This is a genomic window from Micromonospora rubida (genome assembly GCF_009908295.1).
GTDB classification, from domain to species: Bacteria; Actinomycetota; Actinomycetes; order Mycobacteriales; family Micromonosporaceae; genus Micromonospora; species Micromonospora rubida.
This window is the reverse complement of sequence record NZ_JAAALO010000001.1, coordinates 700,401-719,927: the sequence shown is the minus strand read 5'-3', so window position 1 is coordinate 719,927 and position 19,527 is coordinate 700,401. Positions and strand designations below refer to the sequence as shown.

At 70.2% G+C, this 19,527-nt stretch carries 18 protein-coding genes; 15 read left to right on the top strand and 3 right to left on the bottom strand.

Translation table 11 applies throughout. The annotated features are described in order from the left end of the window. Nucleotides 1-59 precede the first annotated feature (59 nt). The 11 genes from GVV04_RS03040 to GVV04_RS02990 all read left to right on the top strand — a co-directional run bounded on the left by GVV04_RS03040 (nt 60) and on the right by GVV04_RS02990 (nt 11,304). Nucleotides 60-1,262: a dipeptidase gene (locus tag GVV04_RS03040; protein ID WP_161684178.1), complete on the top strand. Its 1,203-nt coding sequence runs from the start codon at nt 60-62 to the stop codon at nt 1,260-1,262. Then, the gene (locus GVV04_RS03035) at nt 1,259-2,884 is read left to right on the top strand and encodes an ABC transporter substrate-binding protein (RefSeq protein WP_161684177.1); all 1,626 of its coding nucleotides are present in this window, start codon (nt 1,259-1,261) and stop codon (nt 2,882-2,884) included. Before GVV04_RS03040 ends, GVV04_RS03035 begins: the two co-directional genes overlap by 4 nt. A gap of 31 nt (nt 2,885-2,915) precedes the next feature. Beyond that, nucleotides 2,916-3,869 (top strand): ABC transporter permease, encoded by a 954-nt coding sequence (locus GVV04_RS03030; protein ID WP_161684176.1) that lies wholly within the window; start codon nt 2,916-2,918, stop codon nt 3,867-3,869. Nucleotides 3,870-3,987: 118 nt separating this feature from the next. Further along, on the top strand, nt 3,988-4,869 hold the full coding sequence (locus tag GVV04_RS03025) for an ABC transporter permease (protein ID WP_161684175.1): 882 nt from the start codon (nt 3,988-3,990) through the stop codon (nt 4,867-4,869). Between the two features lie 2 nt (nt 4,870-4,871). Then, nucleotides 4,872-6,053, top strand: coding sequence for a M24 family metallopeptidase (locus tag GVV04_RS03020; protein ID WP_161684174.1), 1,182 nt, complete (start codon nt 4,872-4,874; stop codon nt 6,051-6,053). After that, nucleotides 6,050-6,886, top strand: coding sequence for an alpha/beta fold hydrolase (locus GVV04_RS03015; protein WP_161684173.1), 837 nt, complete (start codon nt 6,050-6,052; stop codon nt 6,884-6,886). The genes GVV04_RS03020 and GVV04_RS03015 overlap by 4 nt, the downstream gene beginning before the upstream one ends. Next, nucleotides 6,883-7,866, top strand: a complete 984-nt coding sequence (locus GVV04_RS03010; protein WP_161684172.1) for an ABC transporter ATP-binding protein — start codon at nt 6,883-6,885, stop codon at nt 7,864-7,866. The genes GVV04_RS03015 and GVV04_RS03010 overlap by 4 nt, the downstream gene beginning before the upstream one ends. Beyond that, nucleotides 7,835-8,839 (top strand): ABC transporter ATP-binding protein, encoded by a 1,005-nt coding sequence (locus GVV04_RS03005; RefSeq protein ID WP_161684171.1) that lies wholly within the window; start codon nt 7,835-7,837, stop codon nt 8,837-8,839. The genes GVV04_RS03010 and GVV04_RS03005 overlap by 32 nt, the downstream gene beginning before the upstream one ends. A gap of 33 nt (nt 8,840-8,872) precedes the next feature. Continuing rightward, nucleotides 8,873-10,075 (top strand): dipeptidase, encoded by a 1,203-nt coding sequence (locus tag GVV04_RS03000; protein WP_201752799.1) that lies wholly within the window; start codon nt 8,873-8,875, stop codon nt 10,073-10,075. Nucleotides 10,076-10,183: 108 nt separating this feature from the next. Beyond that, entirely contained in the window at nt 10,184-10,930 is a 747-nt protein-coding gene (locus tag GVV04_RS02995; RefSeq protein WP_161684170.1) for a GntR family transcriptional regulator, read from the top strand. Nucleotides 10,931-11,031: 101 nt separating this feature from the next. Further along, the gene (locus GVV04_RS02990; protein ID WP_161684169.1) at nt 11,032-11,304 is read left to right on the top strand and encodes a hypothetical protein; all 273 of its coding nucleotides are present in this window, start codon (nt 11,032-11,034) and stop codon (nt 11,302-11,304) included. A gap of 300 nt (nt 11,305-11,604) precedes the next feature. Here GVV04_RS02990 and GVV04_RS02985 read toward each other — a convergent pair whose 3' ends face one another. Further along, nucleotides 11,605-11,835: a DUF2188 domain-containing protein gene (locus tag GVV04_RS02985; RefSeq protein WP_161684168.1), complete on the bottom strand. Its 231-nt coding sequence runs from the start codon at nt 11,833-11,835 to the stop codon at nt 11,605-11,607. A gap of 387 nt (nt 11,836-12,222) precedes the next feature. Here GVV04_RS02985 and GVV04_RS02980 point away from each other — a divergent pair, with 387 nt between their 5' ends. Continuing rightward, complete coding sequence (locus GVV04_RS02980; protein ID WP_161684167.1) at nt 12,223-13,623, top strand: glycosyltransferase; 1,401 nt, start codon at nt 12,223-12,225, stop codon at nt 13,621-13,623. Nucleotides 13,624-13,723: 100 nt separating this feature from the next. Here GVV04_RS02980 and GVV04_RS02975 read toward each other — a convergent pair whose 3' ends face one another. Together GVV04_RS02975 and GVV04_RS02970 are read right to left on the bottom strand one after the other, a co-directional pair. Further along, nucleotides 13,724-14,422: a polysaccharide deacetylase family protein gene (locus GVV04_RS02975; protein ID WP_161684166.1), complete on the bottom strand. Its 699-nt coding sequence runs from the start codon at nt 14,420-14,422 to the stop codon at nt 13,724-13,726. Nucleotides 14,423-14,448: 26 nt separating this feature from the next. Further along, a complete protein-coding gene (locus GVV04_RS02970; protein WP_161684165.1) occupies nt 14,449-16,074 on the bottom strand; it encodes a glycoside hydrolase family 43 protein in 1,626 nt (541 codons plus the stop codon). 251 nt (nt 16,075-16,325) lie between these two features. On the opposite strand from GVV04_RS02970, the gene GVV04_RS02965 reads away from it, so the two are divergent. Genes GVV04_RS02965 through GVV04_RS02955 form a run of 3 tightly spaced genes read left to right on the top strand, consistent with a single transcriptional unit; the run spans nt 16,326 to nt 19,508 of the window. Next, nucleotides 16,326-17,618, top strand: a complete 1,293-nt coding sequence (locus GVV04_RS02965) for an extracellular solute-binding protein (protein ID WP_161684164.1) — start codon at nt 16,326-16,328, stop codon at nt 17,616-17,618. 55 nt (nt 17,619-17,673) lie between these two features. Continuing rightward, nucleotides 17,674-18,672: a carbohydrate ABC transporter permease gene (locus GVV04_RS02960; protein WP_161684163.1), complete on the top strand. Its 999-nt coding sequence runs from the start codon at nt 17,674-17,676 to the stop codon at nt 18,670-18,672. Next, nucleotides 18,669-19,508 carry a carbohydrate ABC transporter permease gene (locus GVV04_RS02955; protein ID WP_161684162.1) on the top strand — a complete coding sequence of 280 codons (840 nt, stop codon included), beginning with the start codon at nt 18,669-18,671 and terminating at the stop codon, nt 19,506-19,508. Before GVV04_RS02960 ends, GVV04_RS02955 begins: the two co-directional genes overlap by 4 nt. Nucleotides 19,509-19,527: the final 19 nt, after the last annotated feature.

Below are 19,527 nucleotides of genomic sequence, written 5' to 3'. Positions count from 1 at the left end.
TGAGACACGAGGTCAGACCTCATGCCTCATACCTCTAACCCGACGAGGTGAGTTGACGAGTGCAGGAACCCGCCCCCAGCTATACCGGATACCGGTCCTTCGACTACTTGACGCCGCACGCCGACTACAAGGTCTTCGAGCTCGCGCCGCAGCTCGGCCGGGTGCCCGAACACGACCTCGGCCTGAGTGACGACCAGCGCGGCCGGGTTGCCCGGCTGCTCGGCGAGCACCTGGCCATCTCGCTGCACGAGCACCCGAAGATCCTGCCGGCCGACGTGTCGCAGCTGCGTGACTACAACCGCACCGGCCGCAACTCGTTCGGCTTCGAGGGCCTGGCCCGGTCGGGCCTGGCCGCGGTCTTCGACAACTTCATGAACGGCACCGGCTGCGTGACCAGCGAGCACGCCTGGAAGTGGGACGACGTCATCTACGACATCGGCCTGCGCTTCGCCGATGTCGCCAAGCAGGACCATGTGGTCCTGGCGACGACGTTGGACCAGATCTTCGAGGCCAGGCGCAACGGCCGGATCGCCCTGGTGGCCGGTCTGGAAGCGGCCACGATGATCGAGAACGAGCTGGACCGGATCGACATCCTCTACGGCTTCGGCGTACGTCAGATGGGCATCGCCTACAGCCAGGCCAACATGCTCGGATCCGGTCTCTCCGAGGACCGCGACGGCGGGCTGACCCACTTCGGTCGGCGCGCGGTGGACCGGATGAACAAGCTCGGCATCGCCATCGACATCTCGCACTCCGGTGACCAGACCTCGCTGGACGTTGTCGAGGCGAGCAGGGTGCCGGTGTTCATCACCCACGCCGGCGCCCGCTCGGTCTGGGACACCCCCCGGATGAAGCCGGACGAGGTGATCCGGGCCTGCGCCGAGCGCGGTGGCGTGATCGGCATCGAGGCCGCTCCGCACACCACCCTGTCGGCCGAGCACCCGCACCACTCGATCGAGTCGGTGATGGACCACTTCACGTACTGCGTGGAGCTGGTCGGCATCGACCACGTGGCGTTCGGCCCGGACACCAACTTCGGTGACCACGTCGGGCTGCACGACAGCTTCACCCAGCACCTGGCGATCGGGAAGGCCCACGGAGCGGTGGACCACCCCCGGGTCCCGTACGTGAGCGGCATGGAGAACCCGGCGGAGTGCTTCAGCAACATCGTCGGGTGGCTGGTCACGCACGGCTACTCCGACGACGAAATCGCCAAGGTCATCGGCGGCAACATCATCCGGGTTCTTGAGGAGGTTTGGTGAAAAGCACAGTCAAGGGTCGGTGGCGGCTTGCCGTCGCGCTCGGCGTGGTGGCCACGCTCGGCGTCTCCGGCTGCGGTCTCAACGAGGACAACGCATCCTCCAGCAGCTCGTCGGGCGATTCGGTGCTGCGGATCGGCACCACCACCGACGTGAGCAACTTCAATCCGCTGCAGTCGCTGAGCAAGACCGACTCGTGGATCCTCAACGCGATGTACCCGCACCTGCTGCGGATCGACGAGAACGCGAAGAAGGCGCCGGAGCTGGCCAAGGAGTACCGCTACGAGGACGACGGCAAGACCGCCGTGTTCGTGCTGCGGGACGACTTCAAGTGGACCGACGGCAAGCCGGTAGTCGCGGACGACGTCAAGTTCAGCGCCGAGATGACCATGAAGTACAAGCTCGGCAACGTCGCCGCGAAGCTGACCTGGGTCGAGTCGATCGAGGCGCCGGACGCGACCACGGTCAAGTTCAAGCTCTCCCAGCCGTACGCGCCGTTCGCCGAGGGCGTCGGGTTCTGGATGTCGATCGTGCCGAAGCACGTCTTCGAGCCGGCCGGGGACCTGTCCAAGTTCCCCAACGACTCGAACTGGGTCGGCGCCGGGCCGTTCGTGCTGGACAGCATGACCAAGGGCCAGCGCTACGTCATGAAGCGCAACGAGAACTACCCGCTCGCCCCGGGTGGCAAGGCCGCGGTCAGCCAGGTCGAGTACCGGGTCTACCCGGACGTGAACACGATGATGCTGGCGCTGCGCAACGGTGACATCGACCTGATGGGCACCCCGGTGCCGGTGTCGGCGGCGAAGACCTTCGAGGGTGACTCGAAGATCAAGATGGAGAAGGTCGGCGCGCTGGGCTTCGCGCACCTGACCTACAACATGAAGAACAAGTTCCTGGCCGACCAGGAGGTCCGGCAGGCGTTGTCGATGTCGGTCGACACCAAGTCGATCATCTCGGCCGTGCTCCAGGGCGACGCCCAGGAGATGGCCGGCCCGATCTCGCCGACCTTCTCGGAGTACGACAACTCCGAGGTCAAGCCGTACGCGTTCGACCCCGCCGGGGCGAAGGCCAAGCTGACCGCGGCCGGCTACAAGGACGCCAACAACGACGGGTTCTTCGACGAGTTGGCCTTCGGCGTGGCGTGCGACCAGTCCAACGCGAACATGACCCGCGTGGTGCAGCTCTTCCGGGAGAGCGCGGCCAAGGCCGGCATCAAGCTAAAGAACGAGTGCGTCGAGCGGAACACCTTCCTGTCCCGTACCAAGAGCGGCGAGTACGACATCGACGCCTCGCAGTGGGGTGTGTTCGACAACCCGATGGACCAGCTGCGCAGCACCTACCTGTCCAGCAACCCGGGTGGCATCAACTACAACCTGCTCGAGTCGGCCGAGATCGACAAGCTGATCAACGACGCGGCCGGCACCACCGACCCCGAGGCGTTCAAGGCCAAGATCAAGAACCTCGACAAGGTCGTGCACGACCAGGCGTACCTGACCCCGCTGTACGTGGAGAACTTCCGGTTCGCCTACAACGCCAGCAAGTTCACCGGCTTCTCCCCGTCGCCGTCGGACCTGCTCGGCATGGTCACCGCGTACTCGCTCGCCCAGGTCACCCCGGTCAAGTAACCAGAAACCAGAGGGAAAGGAGGGGTCCCCCGTGGCGCGTTTCATGCTCAGCCGGGCACTGAAGGCCGTCCTGACCGTGTGGATTGCGATCACCTCGACGTTCTTCCTGCTCCGGATGCTGCCGGGGGACCCCACGGCCCTGATGGTCGAGGGGGACATGACTCCGGAGATGCAGGCGGCGCTGCTCAAGACGTACGGCCTGGACCGTCCGTTGTGGGAGCAGTACGTGTCGTACCTGCGTGAGCTGCTCCAGGGCAACCTGGGCATCTCGTTCCGGCAGATCCAGCCGGTCGCCGACATCATCGTCGACCGGCTGCCCTGGACGCTGCTGCTCGCCGGCAGCGCGTTCGTGATCACCATCGCCGTCGGCATCCCGATCGGCGTCTCCGCCGCCGTGCACCGGGGCCGGTGGCTGGACCGTGCGCTGCAGGCGCTCGGGATCGGCGGGCACGCGCTCTTCGTGCCCAGCGTCGCCATGCTGCTGCTGGTCTTCCTCGGTGCCCGGCTCGGCTGGTTCCCGATCGGTGGGGCGGTCGACCCGGACACCCGGGGCGCGGCGGCCTACCTGAGCCTGGCCCACCACCTGGTGCTGCCGGTGCTGTCGCTGGTGCTGGTGCAGCTCGGCCCGTACGCGCTGACCCTGCGCACCAACATGATCGAGGTCCTCGGCGAGGACTACATCCGGGCCGCCCAGGCCCGGGGACTGTCGGCCCGGCGCCGGGTCTGGAAGCACGGCCTGCGCAACGCGATCCTGCCGGCGCTGACCCTGATGGGCCTGCAACTGGGCACTCTGGTCGGCGGCGCGGTGCTCACCGAGACGGTCTTCGCCTACCCCGGAGTCGGCCGGCTGATCTTCGAGGCGGTCGGGCAGCAGGACTACCCGGTGCTCCAGGGGGCGTTCATCATGCTCGCCGTCACGGTGGTGGCCGCCAACGCGCTGACCGACATGCTCTACGCCGTTCTCAACCCCCGGATCCGACTGTGAGCGTGAGGAACGCAGCGCAGCGGAGCCCCGCAGTCGCGAACGAAGTCACCTCCGTGAGCGCGCCGAAAGCGGCGCTTCGCCCGGACCCGTCCGCCGCCACATCTGAAGGGAGAATGCCGTGAGCGCCCCCGTCCTGACCGAGCAGACGGTGCCGCCGGTCGCCCCGGCCCCTGTCAAGCGGTCCTGGCACGGCTACCTGCGCCAGCCCTCCGCGGCGCTGTCGGTGCTGGTGCTGCTTGTGATGGTGGTGATGGCGGTCTTCGCGCCGCTGATCGCCGACGAGCCGGTCGGTGCCGGCTCGGACGTGCTGCATTCGCCGTCCGGTGCGCACTGGTTCGGCACCGACGACCTCGGGCAGGACATCTTCGCCCAGGTGGTCTGGGGCACCCGGACCAGCCTGGTGATCGGCCTGGCCGCCTCGGTGATCGCGATCGTGCTGGGTACCGCGATCGGGCTGGCCTCGGCCTACTTCCGCCCGATCGACGCGGTCGCCACGGTGGTCACCGACGTGATGCTGGCGCTGCCGACCCTGCCGTTGATGATCATGCTGGCCGCGGTGGTCAGCCCCAGCGTCTGGACGCTGACCATGATCATTGGTTTCTTCGCCTGGCCCGAGGTGGCCCGGCTGATCCGGTCGCAGGGCCTGGTGGTCAGCGCGATGCCCTACATCGACGGGGCCCGGGTGCTCGGCGCCACCGGCTGGCGGATCGTCACCCGGGAGATCCTGCCCGCGGTCGTCTCGCTGGTGATCGTCAGCGTCCTGCTCACCGCCTCCCGGGCGGTGATCTCCGAGGCCGGGCTGAGCTTCCTCGGCCTCGGCGACCCGGACGCCTGGTCCTGGGGCCGGATCCTGCTCAACGCCCAGCGCAGCGGCGTGATCGCCATCGCCTGGTGGCAGACGCTCTTCCCGTCCCTGGCGATCCTGCTGCTGGTGCTCTCGGCGACCGTCGCCGGCATGAGGTTCAACGACACCCGCGACCCCCGCCGCAACGGAGGCTGACCATGCGACTGCCCGACAGCTTCTACACCAGCGTCCGGACCCGGCTAACCGAGGCGCTCGACGAGCGTGGCCTGGACGGCTTCCTGGCCACCTCGCCGGCCGACGTCGCCTTCCTCAGCGGCTTCTTCTACATCGCCACCGAACGCCCCGTCTACCTCTGGATGCCGCGGGAGGGTGATCCGCTGCTGGTCATCCCCCGACTCGACGAGGAGTACGCCGCCCAGCAGGGCGTCCAGGTGGCCACGGCCAGCTACTTCGAGTACCCGGGCGTGGTCACCGCCGAGCAGACCCTCGCCGCGGCGCTGTCCCGCCCCGGTGGCCCGATCCGCCGGATCGGGGTGAGTGCCGGCATCCCGGTCGGCGCGTTCCGGGCACTGTCCCTGGCCATCGCGGGGGCCACCCTGGAGACCACCGACGCGGTGGCCCGGCTGCGGCTGCGCAAGTTCCCCGAGGAGATCCCGTTCCACGAGGCCGCCGCGCGGATCTGCGACGAGATGCTCGGCGCGGGCCGGTCGCTGATCGAGGAGGCGCTCGTCGGCGGGGGACCACTGCCCCGCGAGGACGAGATCGCCCGGCACGTGATCGGGTACGGCACCGACCGGATGTACGCCCAGTACGACCTGGTCGTCTACACCACCAAGCTGGCCGGCGGGCTGGTTTACGCCGGCCCGAACTCCGCGCTGCCGCACGGCCTGCCGACCCGCCGGCGGCTCCAGCCGGGGGACACGCTGATCCTCTCCCTCGGCGCGGCGGTCGCCAGCCGGTTCGTGGAGAGCGAACGCACCTTCGTCATCGGTGAACCCACCGCCGAGCAGGTGCGCTACTACGAGGCCGACCGGGAGGCGCAGGAGGTCGGCACCGAGGCGATGATCGCCGGTCGGACCTGTGCCGAGGTCAACCGGATCTGCCTGGACGTGCTGCGCGGGCACGGGCTGGGTGACTACATCCGGCACCGGCAGGGGCACGGCATCGGGTTGCAGAACCACGAGGCGCCGTGGGTCGAGGACGGCGACGACACCGTGCTCGCCCCCGGCATGCTGCTCTCCAGCGAGCCGGGCGTCTACGTCCCCGGCCACGCCGGCTACCGCATCTCCGACACGGTCCTGGTGCGGGAGGCCGGCCCGCGCCGGCTCACCAGCTACCCGCGCGACCTGGCATCCAACGTCATCGAGGGGGTTCGATGAGAATCAACGGCGCGGAACTGGTCGTCGAGGCGTTCGGCCCGACCGACGCACCGGCGATGATCGTGCACCACGGTGCGCCCGGCCTGGGCTCGCGCAACGAGCCGAAGCGCTCCTTCGGCCCGTTCGCCGACCGGATGCGGGTCATCGTCTTCGACGCCCGTGGGTCCGGCGAGTCCAGCGACGACGAGCCGTTCACCCATGAGCAGTGGGTGGCCGACGTGGACGCCATCCGGGAGCACTTCGGCTACGAGAAGATCGTGATGGCCGGCGGCTCGTACGGCGGGTTCATCGCCCTGGAGTACGCCGTCGCCCATCCGGACCGGGTTTCCGCGCTGGTGCTGCGGGACACCGCCGCGGACACCGCCCACGACCATCTCGCGGTCGAGCGGGCCCGCAACACCGACCGGTCCGTGATCCCGGAGTGGGTCATCGAGCGGATCGGCACCGGCCGGTTCGCCAGCAACGATCAGTTGCGGGAGTACTGGCGGGCGATCCTGCCGTTGTACGACCACCAGCACGACCCGGCCAAGGACGAGGCGAAGCTGGCCGCCACCCGGTTCCACTACCGGACCCACAACGCGGCCTTCGGGCAGAACATGCCCAACTACGACCTCAAGCCGAAGCTGCCGTCGATCACCTGCCCGACCCTGGTCACCGTTGGCCGGCACGACTGGCGTACCCCGGTGGCGGCCTCGCAGGTCATCGCGGACCTGGTCCCCGACGGCCGGCTGGTGGTCTTCGAGAAGTCCGGGCACTCGCCGCAGCTGGAGGAGCCCGAGCTGTTCCAGCAGGTGGTGCGCGACTTCCTCGCCGAAGCCGGGGTGCTGCGATGAGCCTGTTGGAGATCGACGACCTGCGGGTCGCGTTCCCCGGCCCGACCGGGCCGATCAACGCGGTGAACGGGGTGTCGCTCAAGGTCGACGCCGGGCAGACCCTGGCGATCCTCGGCGAGTCCGGCTCCGGCAAGAGCGTCACCGCGCAGGCGGTGATGGGCATCCTCGACACGCCTCCGGCCCGGATCAGCGGCGCGGTGCGGCTGCACGGCCGGGAGCTGCTGACCCTGCCGCGCAAGCAGCGCGACCGGATCAGCGGCGAAGAGATCGGCATGGTCTTCCAGGACGCGATGGCCGCGCTCAACCCGGTCTTCACGGTCGGGCACCAGATCATGGAGGTGCTGCGGGTCCGCCGCGGCATGTCCAGGGCCGACGCCCGCCGCCGGGCCGTCGAACTGGTCGACCGGGTCCGGATCCCGGCCGCCAAGGACCGGGTCCGGGACTATCCGCACCAGTTCTCCGGCGGGATGCGGCAGCGCATCATGATCGCGCTGGCCATCTCCCTGGAACCGGACCTGCTGATCGCCGACGAGCCCACCACCGCCCTGGACGTGACCGTGCAGGCCCAGGTGATGGAGCTGCTCGCGGAGATCCAGCGGGACAGCGGGATGGGCCTGCTGCTGATCACCCACGACCTCGGGGTGGTGGCCGAGGTCGCCGACGACGTGGCGGTGATGTACGCCGGCCGGCTCGTCGAGCAGGGCACCGTCGAACAGATCTTCGACGGCCCCGCGCACCCGTACACCGAAGGGCTGCTCGCCTCGATGCCCCGGGTGGACCGGCGCGACGACGTCCTCTACGCGATTCCGGGCGCCCCGCCCAATCCGGCCCGGCTGCCCGCAGGCTGCCCGTTCCACCTGCGCTGTCCCCGGGCCACCGACGAGTGTCGGACGGCCCTGCCGCTGCTGGAGGCGCTGCCCGCCAACCGGGCCAGCGCCTGCCACCACCATGAGGAGGTGCTCGGTGCCACCCGGCGATGATGTGGTGCTGCGGGTCGAGAACCTGGTCAAGCACTTCCCGCTCAAGGGGCGGATACCTTTCACCTCCGGCGGCGTGGTCAAAGCCGTCGACGGGGTTTCCTTCGACCTGCGCCGGGGCGAGACGCTCGGCGTGGTGGGCGAGTCCGGCTGCGGCAAGACCACCCTGGCCCGGATGCTGGTCGGGCTGGAACAGCCCACTTCCGGCGCGGTGCGCTTCGGCGAGTCGGTGGTGCACGAGGCCAAGGGGCGGGAACTGCGCGCCCTGCGTCGGCGGATCCAGATCGTGCTGCAGGATCCGTACACGTCGCTGAACCCCCGGCGCACCATCCGGGAGATCCTGTTCCAGCCCTTCGAGATCCATCCCGACGTGCTGGACCGGCGGCGCCGGCTCGACCGGATCCGGGACCTGCTCGACCTGGTCGGTCTCGACGCCGACCTGCACCTCGACCGCTACCCGCACCAGTTCTCCGGCGGGCAGCGCCAGCGCATCGGCATCGCCCGGGCGCTGGCCCTTCAGCCCGACGTGATCGTCTGCGACGAGCCGGTCTCCGCGCTGGACGTGTCGGTCCAGGCCCAGGTGGTCAACCTGCTGGAACGGCTCCAGGAGGAGCTGGGGGTGGCCTACGTCTTCATCGCCCACGACCTGTCCGTGGTGCGGCACATCTCCGACCGGGTGGCGGTGATGTACCTCGGCAAGCTGGTGGAGACCGGCCCCGAGGCGAGCCTGTACGACACGCCCCGGCACCCGTACACCAAGGCTCTGCTCTCGGCCGTGCCGGTGCCCGAGCCGGCCGGACGCGGGCAACGGCAACGGATCCTGCTGACCGGTGACCCGCCCAGCCCGGTCAACCCGCCCTCGGGTTGCCGGTTCCGGACCCGCTGCTGGCAGGCGACCGAGACCTGCGCCACCACCGAACCGCCGCTGGCCGCCGGAGTACACCCGGTTGCCTGCCACTTCCCGCTGGCCGCGTAACCGGCCGGCGACCGTCCCGAAGGAGAAGGTGTCTTGCTGCAAGAACCCGCCCCCCGCTACCAGGGGCACAGGTCCTACTCGTACCTGGAGCCGCACGCGGACTACCGGGTGTTCGAGTTGGCGCGGGAAGTCGGCCGGGTGCCCGAGCACGACCTCGGCCTGACCGACGCCCAGCGCGAGCGGGTGACCCGGCTGCTGACCGAGCACGTCGCGATCTCCCTGCACGAGCACCCGGTGGTCCTGCCCGAGGACGTCCGCGAGCTGCGCACGTACAACCGCACCGCGCGCCAGCGCACCGGCTACGAGGGGCTGGCCCGCTCCGGCCTGACCGCGGTGTTCGACAACTTCATGGCCGGGGCCTCCTGCGTGACCAGCGAGAACGGCTGGAAGTGGAACGACCTCATCTACGCCCTCGGGATGCGGATGAGTGACCTCTACAAGCAGGACCACGTCTTCCTGGCCACCTCGTTGGCCGACATCCACGCCGCCAAGCGGGACGGCCGGCTGGCGCTCGTCGCGGGCCTGGAGTGCGCCAGTCCGATCGAGAACGAGCTGGACCGGATCGACATCCTCTACGGCTTCGGCGTACGCCAGCTCGGCATCGCCTACAGCCAGGCCAACATGCTCGGCGGTGGCCTCTCCGAGCGGCACGACGGCGGGCTGACCCACTTCGGTCGGCGCGCGGTGGACCGGATGAACAAGCTCGGCATCGCCATCGACATCTCGCACTCCGGTGACCAGACCTCGCTGGACGTTGTCGAGGCGAGCAGGGTGCCGGTGTTCATCACCCACGCCGGCGCCCGCTCGGTCTGGGACACCCCCCGGATGAAGCCGGACGAGGTGATCCGGGCCTGCGCCGAGCGCGGTGGCGTGATCGGCATCGAGGCCGCTCCGCACACCACCCTGTCGGCCGAGCACCCGCACCACTCGATCGAGTCGGTGATGGACCACTTCACGTACTGCGTGGAGCTGGTCGGCATCGACCACGTCACGTTCGGGCCGGACACCATGTTCGGTGACCATGTGGGGGTGCACAACACCTACGCCGGCAACTACGCGCACGACGCCGGCAACCGGCCGGAGCACCCCCGGGTGGAGTACGTGTCCGGGGTGGAGAACCCGGGCGAGGCGTTCGGCAGCATCGTCGGGTGGCTGGTCACCCACGGTTACTCCGACGACGAGATCGCCAAGGTGGTCGGCGGCAACACCGTCCGGGTGCTCGAACAGGTCTGGTAGCGCCCCGCCAGCTCTGGTAGTGCCCCGCCGGCCGATTAACCAGGCGGGCACGGACGAACTAAACTCCGTAGGCCGCGGCCGGCGGCGGGGAGCGAAGAGGTGGGGCGGATGGTTCGGCGCGAGACCGCGCTACAGACCGCGCACGGTCGGCTGCGGCAGCTGATCGGCAGCGAGTTCCGGTCGGGCGACAAGCTGCCCAACGAGCGGGAACTGGCCGACCGGTTGGAGGTCAGCCGGGCCACCGTGCGTGAGGCGTTGGGCCAACTCGCCGGCGAGGGGGTGGTGACCCGGACCTGGGGGATCGGCACCTTCGTGCACGACGGCGTCGAGCGGGTGCCCGTGTCGATCGGCGACGTGACCGCGCTGCGGGACCGGATCACCGCCTCGGGCCACCGGCCGACGCTTCAGGACGCGGCAGTCAGCCGGGCGAAGTGCCCGGCTGACTGCGCCAGGGTGCTCGGGTTGGAGCCGGGCTCGCCGGTGTGGCGGGTGGACCGGCTGTTCGCCGTGGACGGGGTCGCGGCGGCCTGGATCCGGGATCATCTGCCGCTGCGCTTCGCCGGCCGGGACCTCGACCCGTCTGGGCTGGTCAGCATCGACCTGGACATGTTCGAGTTCCTGGCCAGCGCGACCGGCATGCCGGTGCGGCGGGCGGAGATCGAACTCGCCGCCGTGCTCGCCGACGAGGAATCCACCGCCCGGCTCGGCGTGGCGCTCGGGCATCCGCTGGTCACCGCGACCCAGATCGGCTACGGGGTGGACGACGCGGCGCTCTTCCACGGCCACATCACGGTCCGCACCGACGTGCTGACCCTGCGCATCAGTCGGGGAGGGGGGCCCCAGCCTGCGGCGTGAGGGCCGGGTGCCGCCGGGATCGCCTGCTCCCGTGCGTCGTCCGCCGGGCTTCGGCCGCAGCGCGGCTCACGTCAGTGTCCCCATCGGTCTACCCTGTGCGGGTGCGGGTGCGGGTGCGGGTGCGGGTGCGGGTGCGGGTGCGGATGCGGATCGCGTTGGGTCTGGCCGTGGTCGGCGTCCTCGGCGGCCCGGTCGCCGTGCTCGGCGTCCACGTCCTCCATCCCCGGGACGAGGACGGGTACCTGGCCTACCTCAAGCGGTACGGCGACCCGGGCAGCTATGACCCGGTGCCGGTGCTGCCGCCCGCGGGCGACCTGATCGCCGAGGGCGACGCCGCCTGCACCTGGATGCGTGAGCAACCGTACGCGCTCTGACGGGCCGAATCGCAGTACCACTTCCAGGCCGTCTACGGACGCTATCTGCGGCACGCCGCCGACCGCCCGCTGAGCTGGGGCGGCGCCATCCCCAAGCAGGAGCAGGTGACGGCCGCCGCGTGGGCGTACCTCTGTCCGGCCGACTGGGAGCTGCGTCAGCCCCGCCGCCGCCCCTTCGCGCCGCCGCCGGACTGACCGGTCCGACCGTCGTCCCCGTACGGATGGATGCGGGGCGGCCCCGCATCCATCCGTTCTTCCGATGCTGGTCCGGGTGCTGGCGTCGGCTCTCTTCGGCCGTGGTCAGCCCTCGATGTCCCGCGGGTCGCAACTGCGCGGGTACGTGTTCTTCTCCCCGATCGTGCCGTCCTGCTTCTTGATCACGTGCTCGACGCCACGGTCCGCCGCCATCTCGCGCCCCCGGGCCTGCGCCTCGTCCTTGGTGTCATGGGTGCTGCTGGCCTGCTGGTTGCCCTCCGCGCGGGTCTTCCACTGGCCGTCCTCTTGATAAGTGTCGATGTCGCCCTTGACCATTGTCGACTCCCGTCTGTCCCTCGCGTGCACCTGCGCTGCCACCAACTACTTGCCGGAAACAATTCCGGCCAAACAATCGGGCAGACATCTCCCCGTGTTGCCGGCTGATGTCCACCCGCCGTCGGCGTGAATGGTGACTGTCCGGACCGGACTGGAGCGTTGCAGCGCCCGCACCGGTGCACCCTCCTCGCGCGACGGCCGGCCTGCGCAACCCCGCCATCGCGTTTCCCGCGCCCGGTCGCGCCATCAGGTCTTGGTCGAAAAATGACCGTATTTGCATACGACGATGTTATGGTTTCGGGGGCCGCCGGGTGGAGATGTCTGAACCGCAGTCACGCTGACATTTGGCGCAGCGGCGCACCTCGACAGACGGATGGGACGGTGTTCATGACCGGGGACGAGTGCGGCAGAGCGGTGCTGGTATTCACGTATAACAGCGCCGGTCTGTTCAATCCGTTGCTCAGTATCGTGGGTGAGCTGAAGGCCCGAGGCATCGGGAACGTCTGGTTCGCGTCGACCGAGGACCGCCGGGCGGACGTCGAGGCGCTCTCCGGCCCGGGTGAGGTCTCCTTCGTCTCGCTCGGTCCGCCCCTCCCGCAGTCGTCACCGGACACCTGGGACGACGCGAAATACCAGGCCCTGACCAGCGGCGACCGTGCCGCCAGGTTCGCCCGGTACCTCGACGTCTGCACCGACTACGACCACATGCAGCAGCTCTACCAGCGCTGCCTGGAGGTCATCGACGACGTCGGGCCGGCGGTGACCGTGGTGGACAGCCAGGCCAGTTGGGCGATGGACGCGTCGCAGACCCGGCAGGTGCCCTTCATGGTCAGCATCTCGACGCCGCCGTCCAATTTCCTCCAGGAACTGTTGCCGCCCCGCTATCCTGCCCCGTTCTCCGGGCTGCCGCTGCGGATGACGCCGCAGCAGCAGGCGGCCAACGCCGGCTTCCGGAGCAGGCTGGTGCGGGCGTTGATGGAGCCGGTACGGCTACGGCGGAACCTCGTTGCCATCGCTCGCCGCAACGAAGCCGGCCTTCGTAATCCCGAGATGCGACCGGGGCTCTACGTCGAGGATGCCGTGGCGCTCATGTCGTACACGGTCTTCGGCTTCGAGTACCCGTTCGCGACCGCCCCGGCGACCTTGCGGATGGTCGGTCCGGTGGTGCCCAGGGAGTTGCCGCCGGTCGAGCAGGACGAGCTGACCCGCTGGCTGGACGATCATCCCTCGGTGATCTACGTCGGGTTCGGCACCATCATGCGACCGTCCGAGGCGCAGGTGAGGGCGATCGTCGAGGTCGCGGAGCGGCTCGGGCCGGAGCACGCCGTGCTCTGGAAGCTGTCCACGGAGCACCAGCGCCTCCTCCCGCCCGCGGCGCAACTGCCGGGCAACCTTCGGGTGGAGGAATGGCTGCCCTCCCAGCTTCGGGTGCTGGCCCACCCGCACGTGCGGGTCTTCTTCAACCACGGTGCCGCGAACGCCATCCACGAGGCCGTCTACTTCGCCACACCACAGTTGATGATGCCGTTCTGGCTGGACTGCCCCGATGGCGTGGTGCGCGCGGTCGACAGCGGGGTGGCGCTGGCCGTCGAGCTTGCCGACCCCCTGGACGTCGAGGACATTCTTGCCAAGATCAAGAGACTGCTGAGCGAGGACTCGTTCCGGGAACGGGCGGAGCTGTTCGGCCAGCGGATGCGGCAGGCTGGCGGGGTCACCGTCGCCGCCGACCTCGTGCTGCGGCACCGCGACGAGGCGGCGGCCCACCGGACGGCCTCGGCGGTCGGCTGAGCCTCGGCTCGTACCCGCACCGGAGCCGCCGCTCGGCTGCACACCACCCGCCCGGCGGCCGCGCCGACCAGCCGGGCGGGTGACGCGCGGCCGGGGCGGGTCAGGCACGCCTCTGTGGCAGGGTGAACCGCCAGCGCTCCGCCTTCAGCGCGGTGGCGACACGGTCGACCGCGTCGACGGTCTGGCCGCGCTCCCCGCCGCCGTCGTGCAGCAGCACCACGGCGCCGGGCGTGACGCCGTCGCGCAGCCGGCGGACGAGCTCGTCGGCACCCGGTGGCTCCCAGTCGCCGACGGCCAGCCGCCACCCGAGCGGCCGCATGCCCAGTGCGGCGGCCACGGCGGGGGTCCGCCCCCAGGCGCCGTAGGGCGCGCGGAAGTACCGGACCCGGGCGTGCGGCACGGCCCGGCGGATCGCCTCGTTGGTCTCCCGCAGGTCCGCCGCGATCCGTTCGGGCGGCCAGGAGGACATGTCGTCGTGGCGCATGCCGTGATTGGCCAGGGTGTGCCCGTCGGCCGCGATCCGGCGCACCACCGCGGGGTGCGCGTCGACGTGCTCGCCCCACAGGCAGAACACGGCCGTGATCCGGTGCCGGCGCAGGACGCCGAGCAGGCGCAGCGTGTCGGCGGGGTTCGGCCCGTCGTCGAAGGTGAGGCTGAGCACCCGACCGCCGCCCTGGGCCGTGTCGACGATGTCGGCGCTGACGCCGGGGCGAGCCCGGGCGCGGCCGGTGGCCGCCAGGGCCAGGCTGAGGGCGACCGCCAGGTACGGCACCGGGCGGGTCACTCGGGACAGTGGCATCGGGACGTCCTCTCTGCGGTCGCCGGTCAGTCCTCCCGGTAGGTGGCCAGGTCGAAGTCGGCGTAGCCGCCGTCGCCGCCGAGATCCTGCACCCACAGGCCGAGGAACGCCCCGGTGAAGCCCCAGGCAGCCGGCTCCCCGTCGATGATCAGCGCGGCGTGCTCGTCGGACAGGATCGTCGCGTCGAGGTCCACCGGAAGCTGCCGCCAGCCGTCGCCGAGGTCGTAGCAGAAACGCACGACGGGCCCGTCGAACACCGCCCGCAGCCCGACCCGGGCGACGCCGGTGGCGTCGACGGTCAGCCCGGGGTACGGGGTGCGCCGCCCGCTGTCGGAGCTGAGCAGCTCCAGCACGGTCCGGCCGTCGTCGGCCCGGGTCAGGTAGAGGTGGTGCCAGTTGAGGGTGTTGTAGTAGGCGGTGATCCCGGCCAACTGGCGGTGGTCGAGCGGGTCGAACTCGACCACGGTCTCCAGGGAGCACCGCGTCGCGCCGACGCGCCGCGCGACCAGGCTGGGGGTCTGCCGGCCCACCGGCGACTGCCCGCCGTGGATCCGCAGATGGGACGGGCGGGTCCGCAGGTCGACCCAGTCCGCGGTGGCGGGCCGGCGCAACGTCGACCACCCCGGGCAGAGCTGCGCGGCGTCGAAGTGGTCGGTGGCGGGATCGACCGGCCACGGGTGCGCGGGCAGGTCGGGCGCCGGGACCTCGTCCGCCGGCACGCCCCCGGGTACGCGGGGCCAGCCCCCCGGCCGCCACTCGATCCGCTGGATCGCGGTCTCCCGGCCCAGCACGCAGTTGCCCAGCGGGGTGTAGGGGCGACCGACCAGGTGGGCCAGGTACCAGTCGCCGTGCGGGGTGCGGACCAGGCTGCCGTGGCCGGCCTTCTGCAACCGCAGGTCGGGCTGGCCCACCGAGGTCAGCAGCGGCCCGGCCGGGTCCACCTCGTACGGCCCGAACAGCTCGCGGGACCGGGCCACCGTGACCTGGTGCTCCCAGCTCGTGCCCCCCTCGGCGGTGACCAGCCAGTACCAGCCGTCGTGGCGGTACAGGTGCGGGCCCTCGGTGAGCCCGACCGAGGTGCCGGTGAACAGCAGCCGGGGCCGGCCGACGAGTCGCCGCGCAGCCCGGTCATAGCGCTGGATCTCGATGCCGGCGAAGCGGTCACGCCCGGGTCGCCAGTCGGCGCTCATGCTCAGCAGCCAGCTGGAACCGTCGTCGTCGTGGAACAGCGAGGCGTCGAAACCGCGCCCGTGCAGTGCCACCGGATCCGACCAGGGGCCGGCGATGTCGGGCGCGGTGACCAGGTAGTTCTGCGGATCCCAGTAGCCGCTGGCGAAGCTGGCCACGTCGCTGTAGACGAGGAGGAACTCGCCGTCGTGGTGGGACAGGTCGGGCGCCCACACCCCGTTGGAGTCGCCGCAGCCGCGCAGGTCGAGCAGGCGGCGCTCGGTGATGATCCCGCCCAGTGCCCGCCAGTGCACGAGGTCGCGGGAGTGGTGCACGCGGACCCCCGGATACCACTCGAACGTCGAGGTGGCCAGGTAGTAGTCGTCGCCGACCCGCAGGATCGACGGGTCCGGGTGGAACCCGGCGAGGACGGGGTTGCGGATCGACCGGGCAGCGGTCGCCACGTCAGCGGTCTCGGTCGACACGTCGGCTCCTCTGGTGTAGCTCTCGGCAAACTTCCGGATGTTCCACCCGGAATCTCGGTAGATGACGAACACGGTAGCCGTTTGTGTCGCGATAGGACAGACCCCTTGACCCGGGTAGATGCTACGTCGTAGCGTGCCGGCCATCGATCGGTATTACCGGCAGGTGCACCGAAAGTTCCGGAGATCGACGTTCGAATCCTGCCGGCTGGATCGGCATCCGAGCACCTTGTGAGTCCCCGAAGGGATGGACCATGACCGCGCACCTCTCCCGCAGAACGCTGCTCGGCCTCGCCGGCGCCGGTGCCGGCGCCTACCTGCTCGCCGGCTGCGGCGACGGGAAGTCCGACGACCCGGACGCTCCGCAGGCCGTCAACTGGTGGCACATCCAGAACACCGAGCCGATGCTGCCGGTGTGGGCGGCGATGGCCCGGGATTACCAGGGCGCCCACCCCAACGTCACCGTCGAGATCCAGCCGCTGGAGAACGAGGCGTTCAAGGCCAAGCTGACCACCGCCACCCAGGCCGGGTCCCCGCCCGACCTGTTCCAGTCCTGGGGCGGGGGCGTGCTCAAGCAGCAGGTGGACGCGGGCCTGGTCAAGGACCTCACCGACGACGTGCGGCCCTGGATCGGCGGCCTGCTGCCCGCCGCCGTGCAGCCGTTCACCATCGACGGCAAGATCTACGGCGTCCCGTTCGACGTCGGCATGGTCGGCTTCTGGTACAACAAGGACCTCTTCGCCTCCGCCGGCGTCGCCGCCGCACCCACCACCTGGGCCGGGGTGCTCGACGCGGTCCGCAGGCTCAAGGCCGCCGGAACCGTCCCGATCGCGCTGGCCGGCAAGGAGAAGTGGCCGGCCCACTACTACTGGGCGTACCTGGCGATGCGCATCGGCGGGCTCGGCGCCCTGCAACAGGCCGCCAAGGACCACAACTTCGACACCCCCGACTTCGTTGCCGCCGGCGATCGGCTCAAGGAACTGGTCGACCTGCAACCGTTCCAGAAGGGCTTTCTCGGCGCCGACTACAGCTCACCGGACGGGCAGGCCGCCACCATGGGCAACGGCCGCGCGGCCATGGAACTGATGGGCCAGTGGGCCCCGTCGGTGCAGGCGTCGTCCTCCACCAGCAAGAAGGGCCTCGGCGACAAGCTCGGCTTCTTCCCGTTCCCCGCCGTCGACGGCGGCAAGGGCGCCGCCTCGGAGGCGTTCGGCGGCGGCAACGGCTTCGTCGTCGGCAAGGACGCCCCCACCGCGACCGTCGACTTCCTCAAGGCCCTGCTCACCGCCGACAACCAGCGCAGGGCCGCCAGGACCGGCGCGGTGCTGCCGACGGTCAGGGACGCCACCGACGCCATCTCCGACCCCAACAACAAGATCGTCTCGGAGACCCTGGCCAGCGCCACCGGCTTCCAGCTCTACCTCGACCAGGCGTACCCGCCCGCCGTCGGCCAGCAGGTCAACGACAGCGTCGCCGAGCTGATCGCCGGCTCCAAGACGCCCGGGCAGATCGTCAAGGACATCACCACGGTGGCGAAGAGCCAGTAGGCATGGCCACCTCCCACCGACCCGTTGCCGGTTGCGAGAACCGAGTGGAGCAGGCATGACCAGGCCCTCGACCGTGCCGCACGCGTCGCACGGCGACAAGGCGACCGACCCGTCGACGCCGGGGCCGGGCGTCACGCGGCGGCGCGGTCGCCGGCCCCGGCGGGGCCGCCGGGCCGTCCTCGCCGCCTTCCTGGCCCCGTCCCTGGTGCTCTTCCTGCTGCTGGTCGTCGCCCCGATCGTGGTGGCCAGCTACGCCAGTCTGTACAAGTGGAACGGCTTCGGCCTGCCGGAGAACCACGTCGGGCTGGACAACTACACCCGCGCCTTCCGCGATCCGACCTTCCGCGGTGACCTGTGGCGCGGGCTCGTGCTGATCGTGCTGTCGCTGGCGATCCAGCTGCCCGCCGCGCTGGGCCTGGCGATGCTCCTCAACCAGCCCTTGCGGGGCCGGGGCGTCTACCGGCTGGTCTTCTTCGCCCCGTACGTGCTCTCCGAGGTCACCACCGCGGTCCTGTTCACCCTGGTCTTCTCGCCCAACCGAGGGCTGGGGGAGGCGATCTCGCGGTGGCTGGGCGCCGACGCCGGGGCGATCTTCGCCGACCCGGACACCGTGCTGGTCGCCGTCTTCCTGGTCGTCTCCTGGAAGTACTTCGGCCTGTACATGATGCTCTTCCTGGCCGCCCGGCAGGGCATCCCCAAGGAACTGTCCGAGGCGGCCACCACCGACGGCGCCAGTTCCTGGCAGGCATTCCGGCACGTCACCCTGCCCCTGCTCGGGCCGACGATCCGGATCAGCGTGTTCCTGTCGGTCATCGGCACCATCCAGCTGTTCGACATGGTCTGGGTGCTCACCGGCGGCGGCCCGATCCACTCCTCGGAGACCATGGCCGTGACGATGTACCAGTACGGCTTCCGCCGCTTCGAAGTCGGCTACGCCAGCGCGATCAGCATCGTCATGTTCGTCCTGAGCCTCGTCTTCGCCCTCTTCTACCAGCGCGTCGTCATGCGCCGCGACACCGAGGGCGCGATCACCACACAGGGAGTCCAGCGATGACCGGCACGGCGAACCCCGCCCTGCGGGCCCGACGCCTCGTGCTGCACCTCGTCTGCATCGCCGTCGGCGCGCTCATCGTCGTACCGGTCTGGTTCGGGGTGCTCGGCGGGTTCAAGGACAACGGGCAGCTCTCCACCAACCCACTCGGCTGGCCAGATCCCTGGGTGACCGGGAACTACACCGGCATCCTCGCCTCCGGCGTGTTCTGGCGACAGCTCGGCAACAGCCTCCTCATCGCCGTCGCCAGCACGGTCGTCGTCGTCGGCGCGGCGGCGATGGCCTCGTTCGTCTTCGCGCGCTTCGCCTTCCGGGGCCGGGAACTCCTGTTCACCCTGTTCGCGGTCGGGCTGATGTTCCCGTTCGCGGTGGCCATCCTGCCGCTGTTCGTCCTGCTGCGCGGCCTGGGCCTGCTGGACAATCCGCTCGGGGTGATCCTGCCCCAGGCCGCGTTCGGGCTGCCGGTAACCATCATCATCCTGCGCCAGTTCTTCCGTACCATCCCCGGCGAGGTCGAGGAGGCCGCGATCCTCGACGGGTGCACTCCCTTCGGGTTCTTCTGGCGGATCCTGCTGCCGATGGCCCGCCCCGCCCTGGCCACCGTGTCGGTGCTGGCCGTCGTGACCAGCTGGAACAACTTCATGCTCCCGCTGGTCGTGTTCACCGACCAGAGCTGGTGGACCCTTCCCGTCGGGGTCCAGGCATTCCAGGGTCAGTACGCCGACGACACCGCCCGGGTGCTCGCGTACGTGGTGCTGTCCATGCTGCCGGCGCTGGGTTTCTACGCCGTGGCCGAACGACAGCTCATCGGCGGCCTGGCCGGCAGCGTGAAGGGGTGAGGCGCACCCGCTGGGGTAG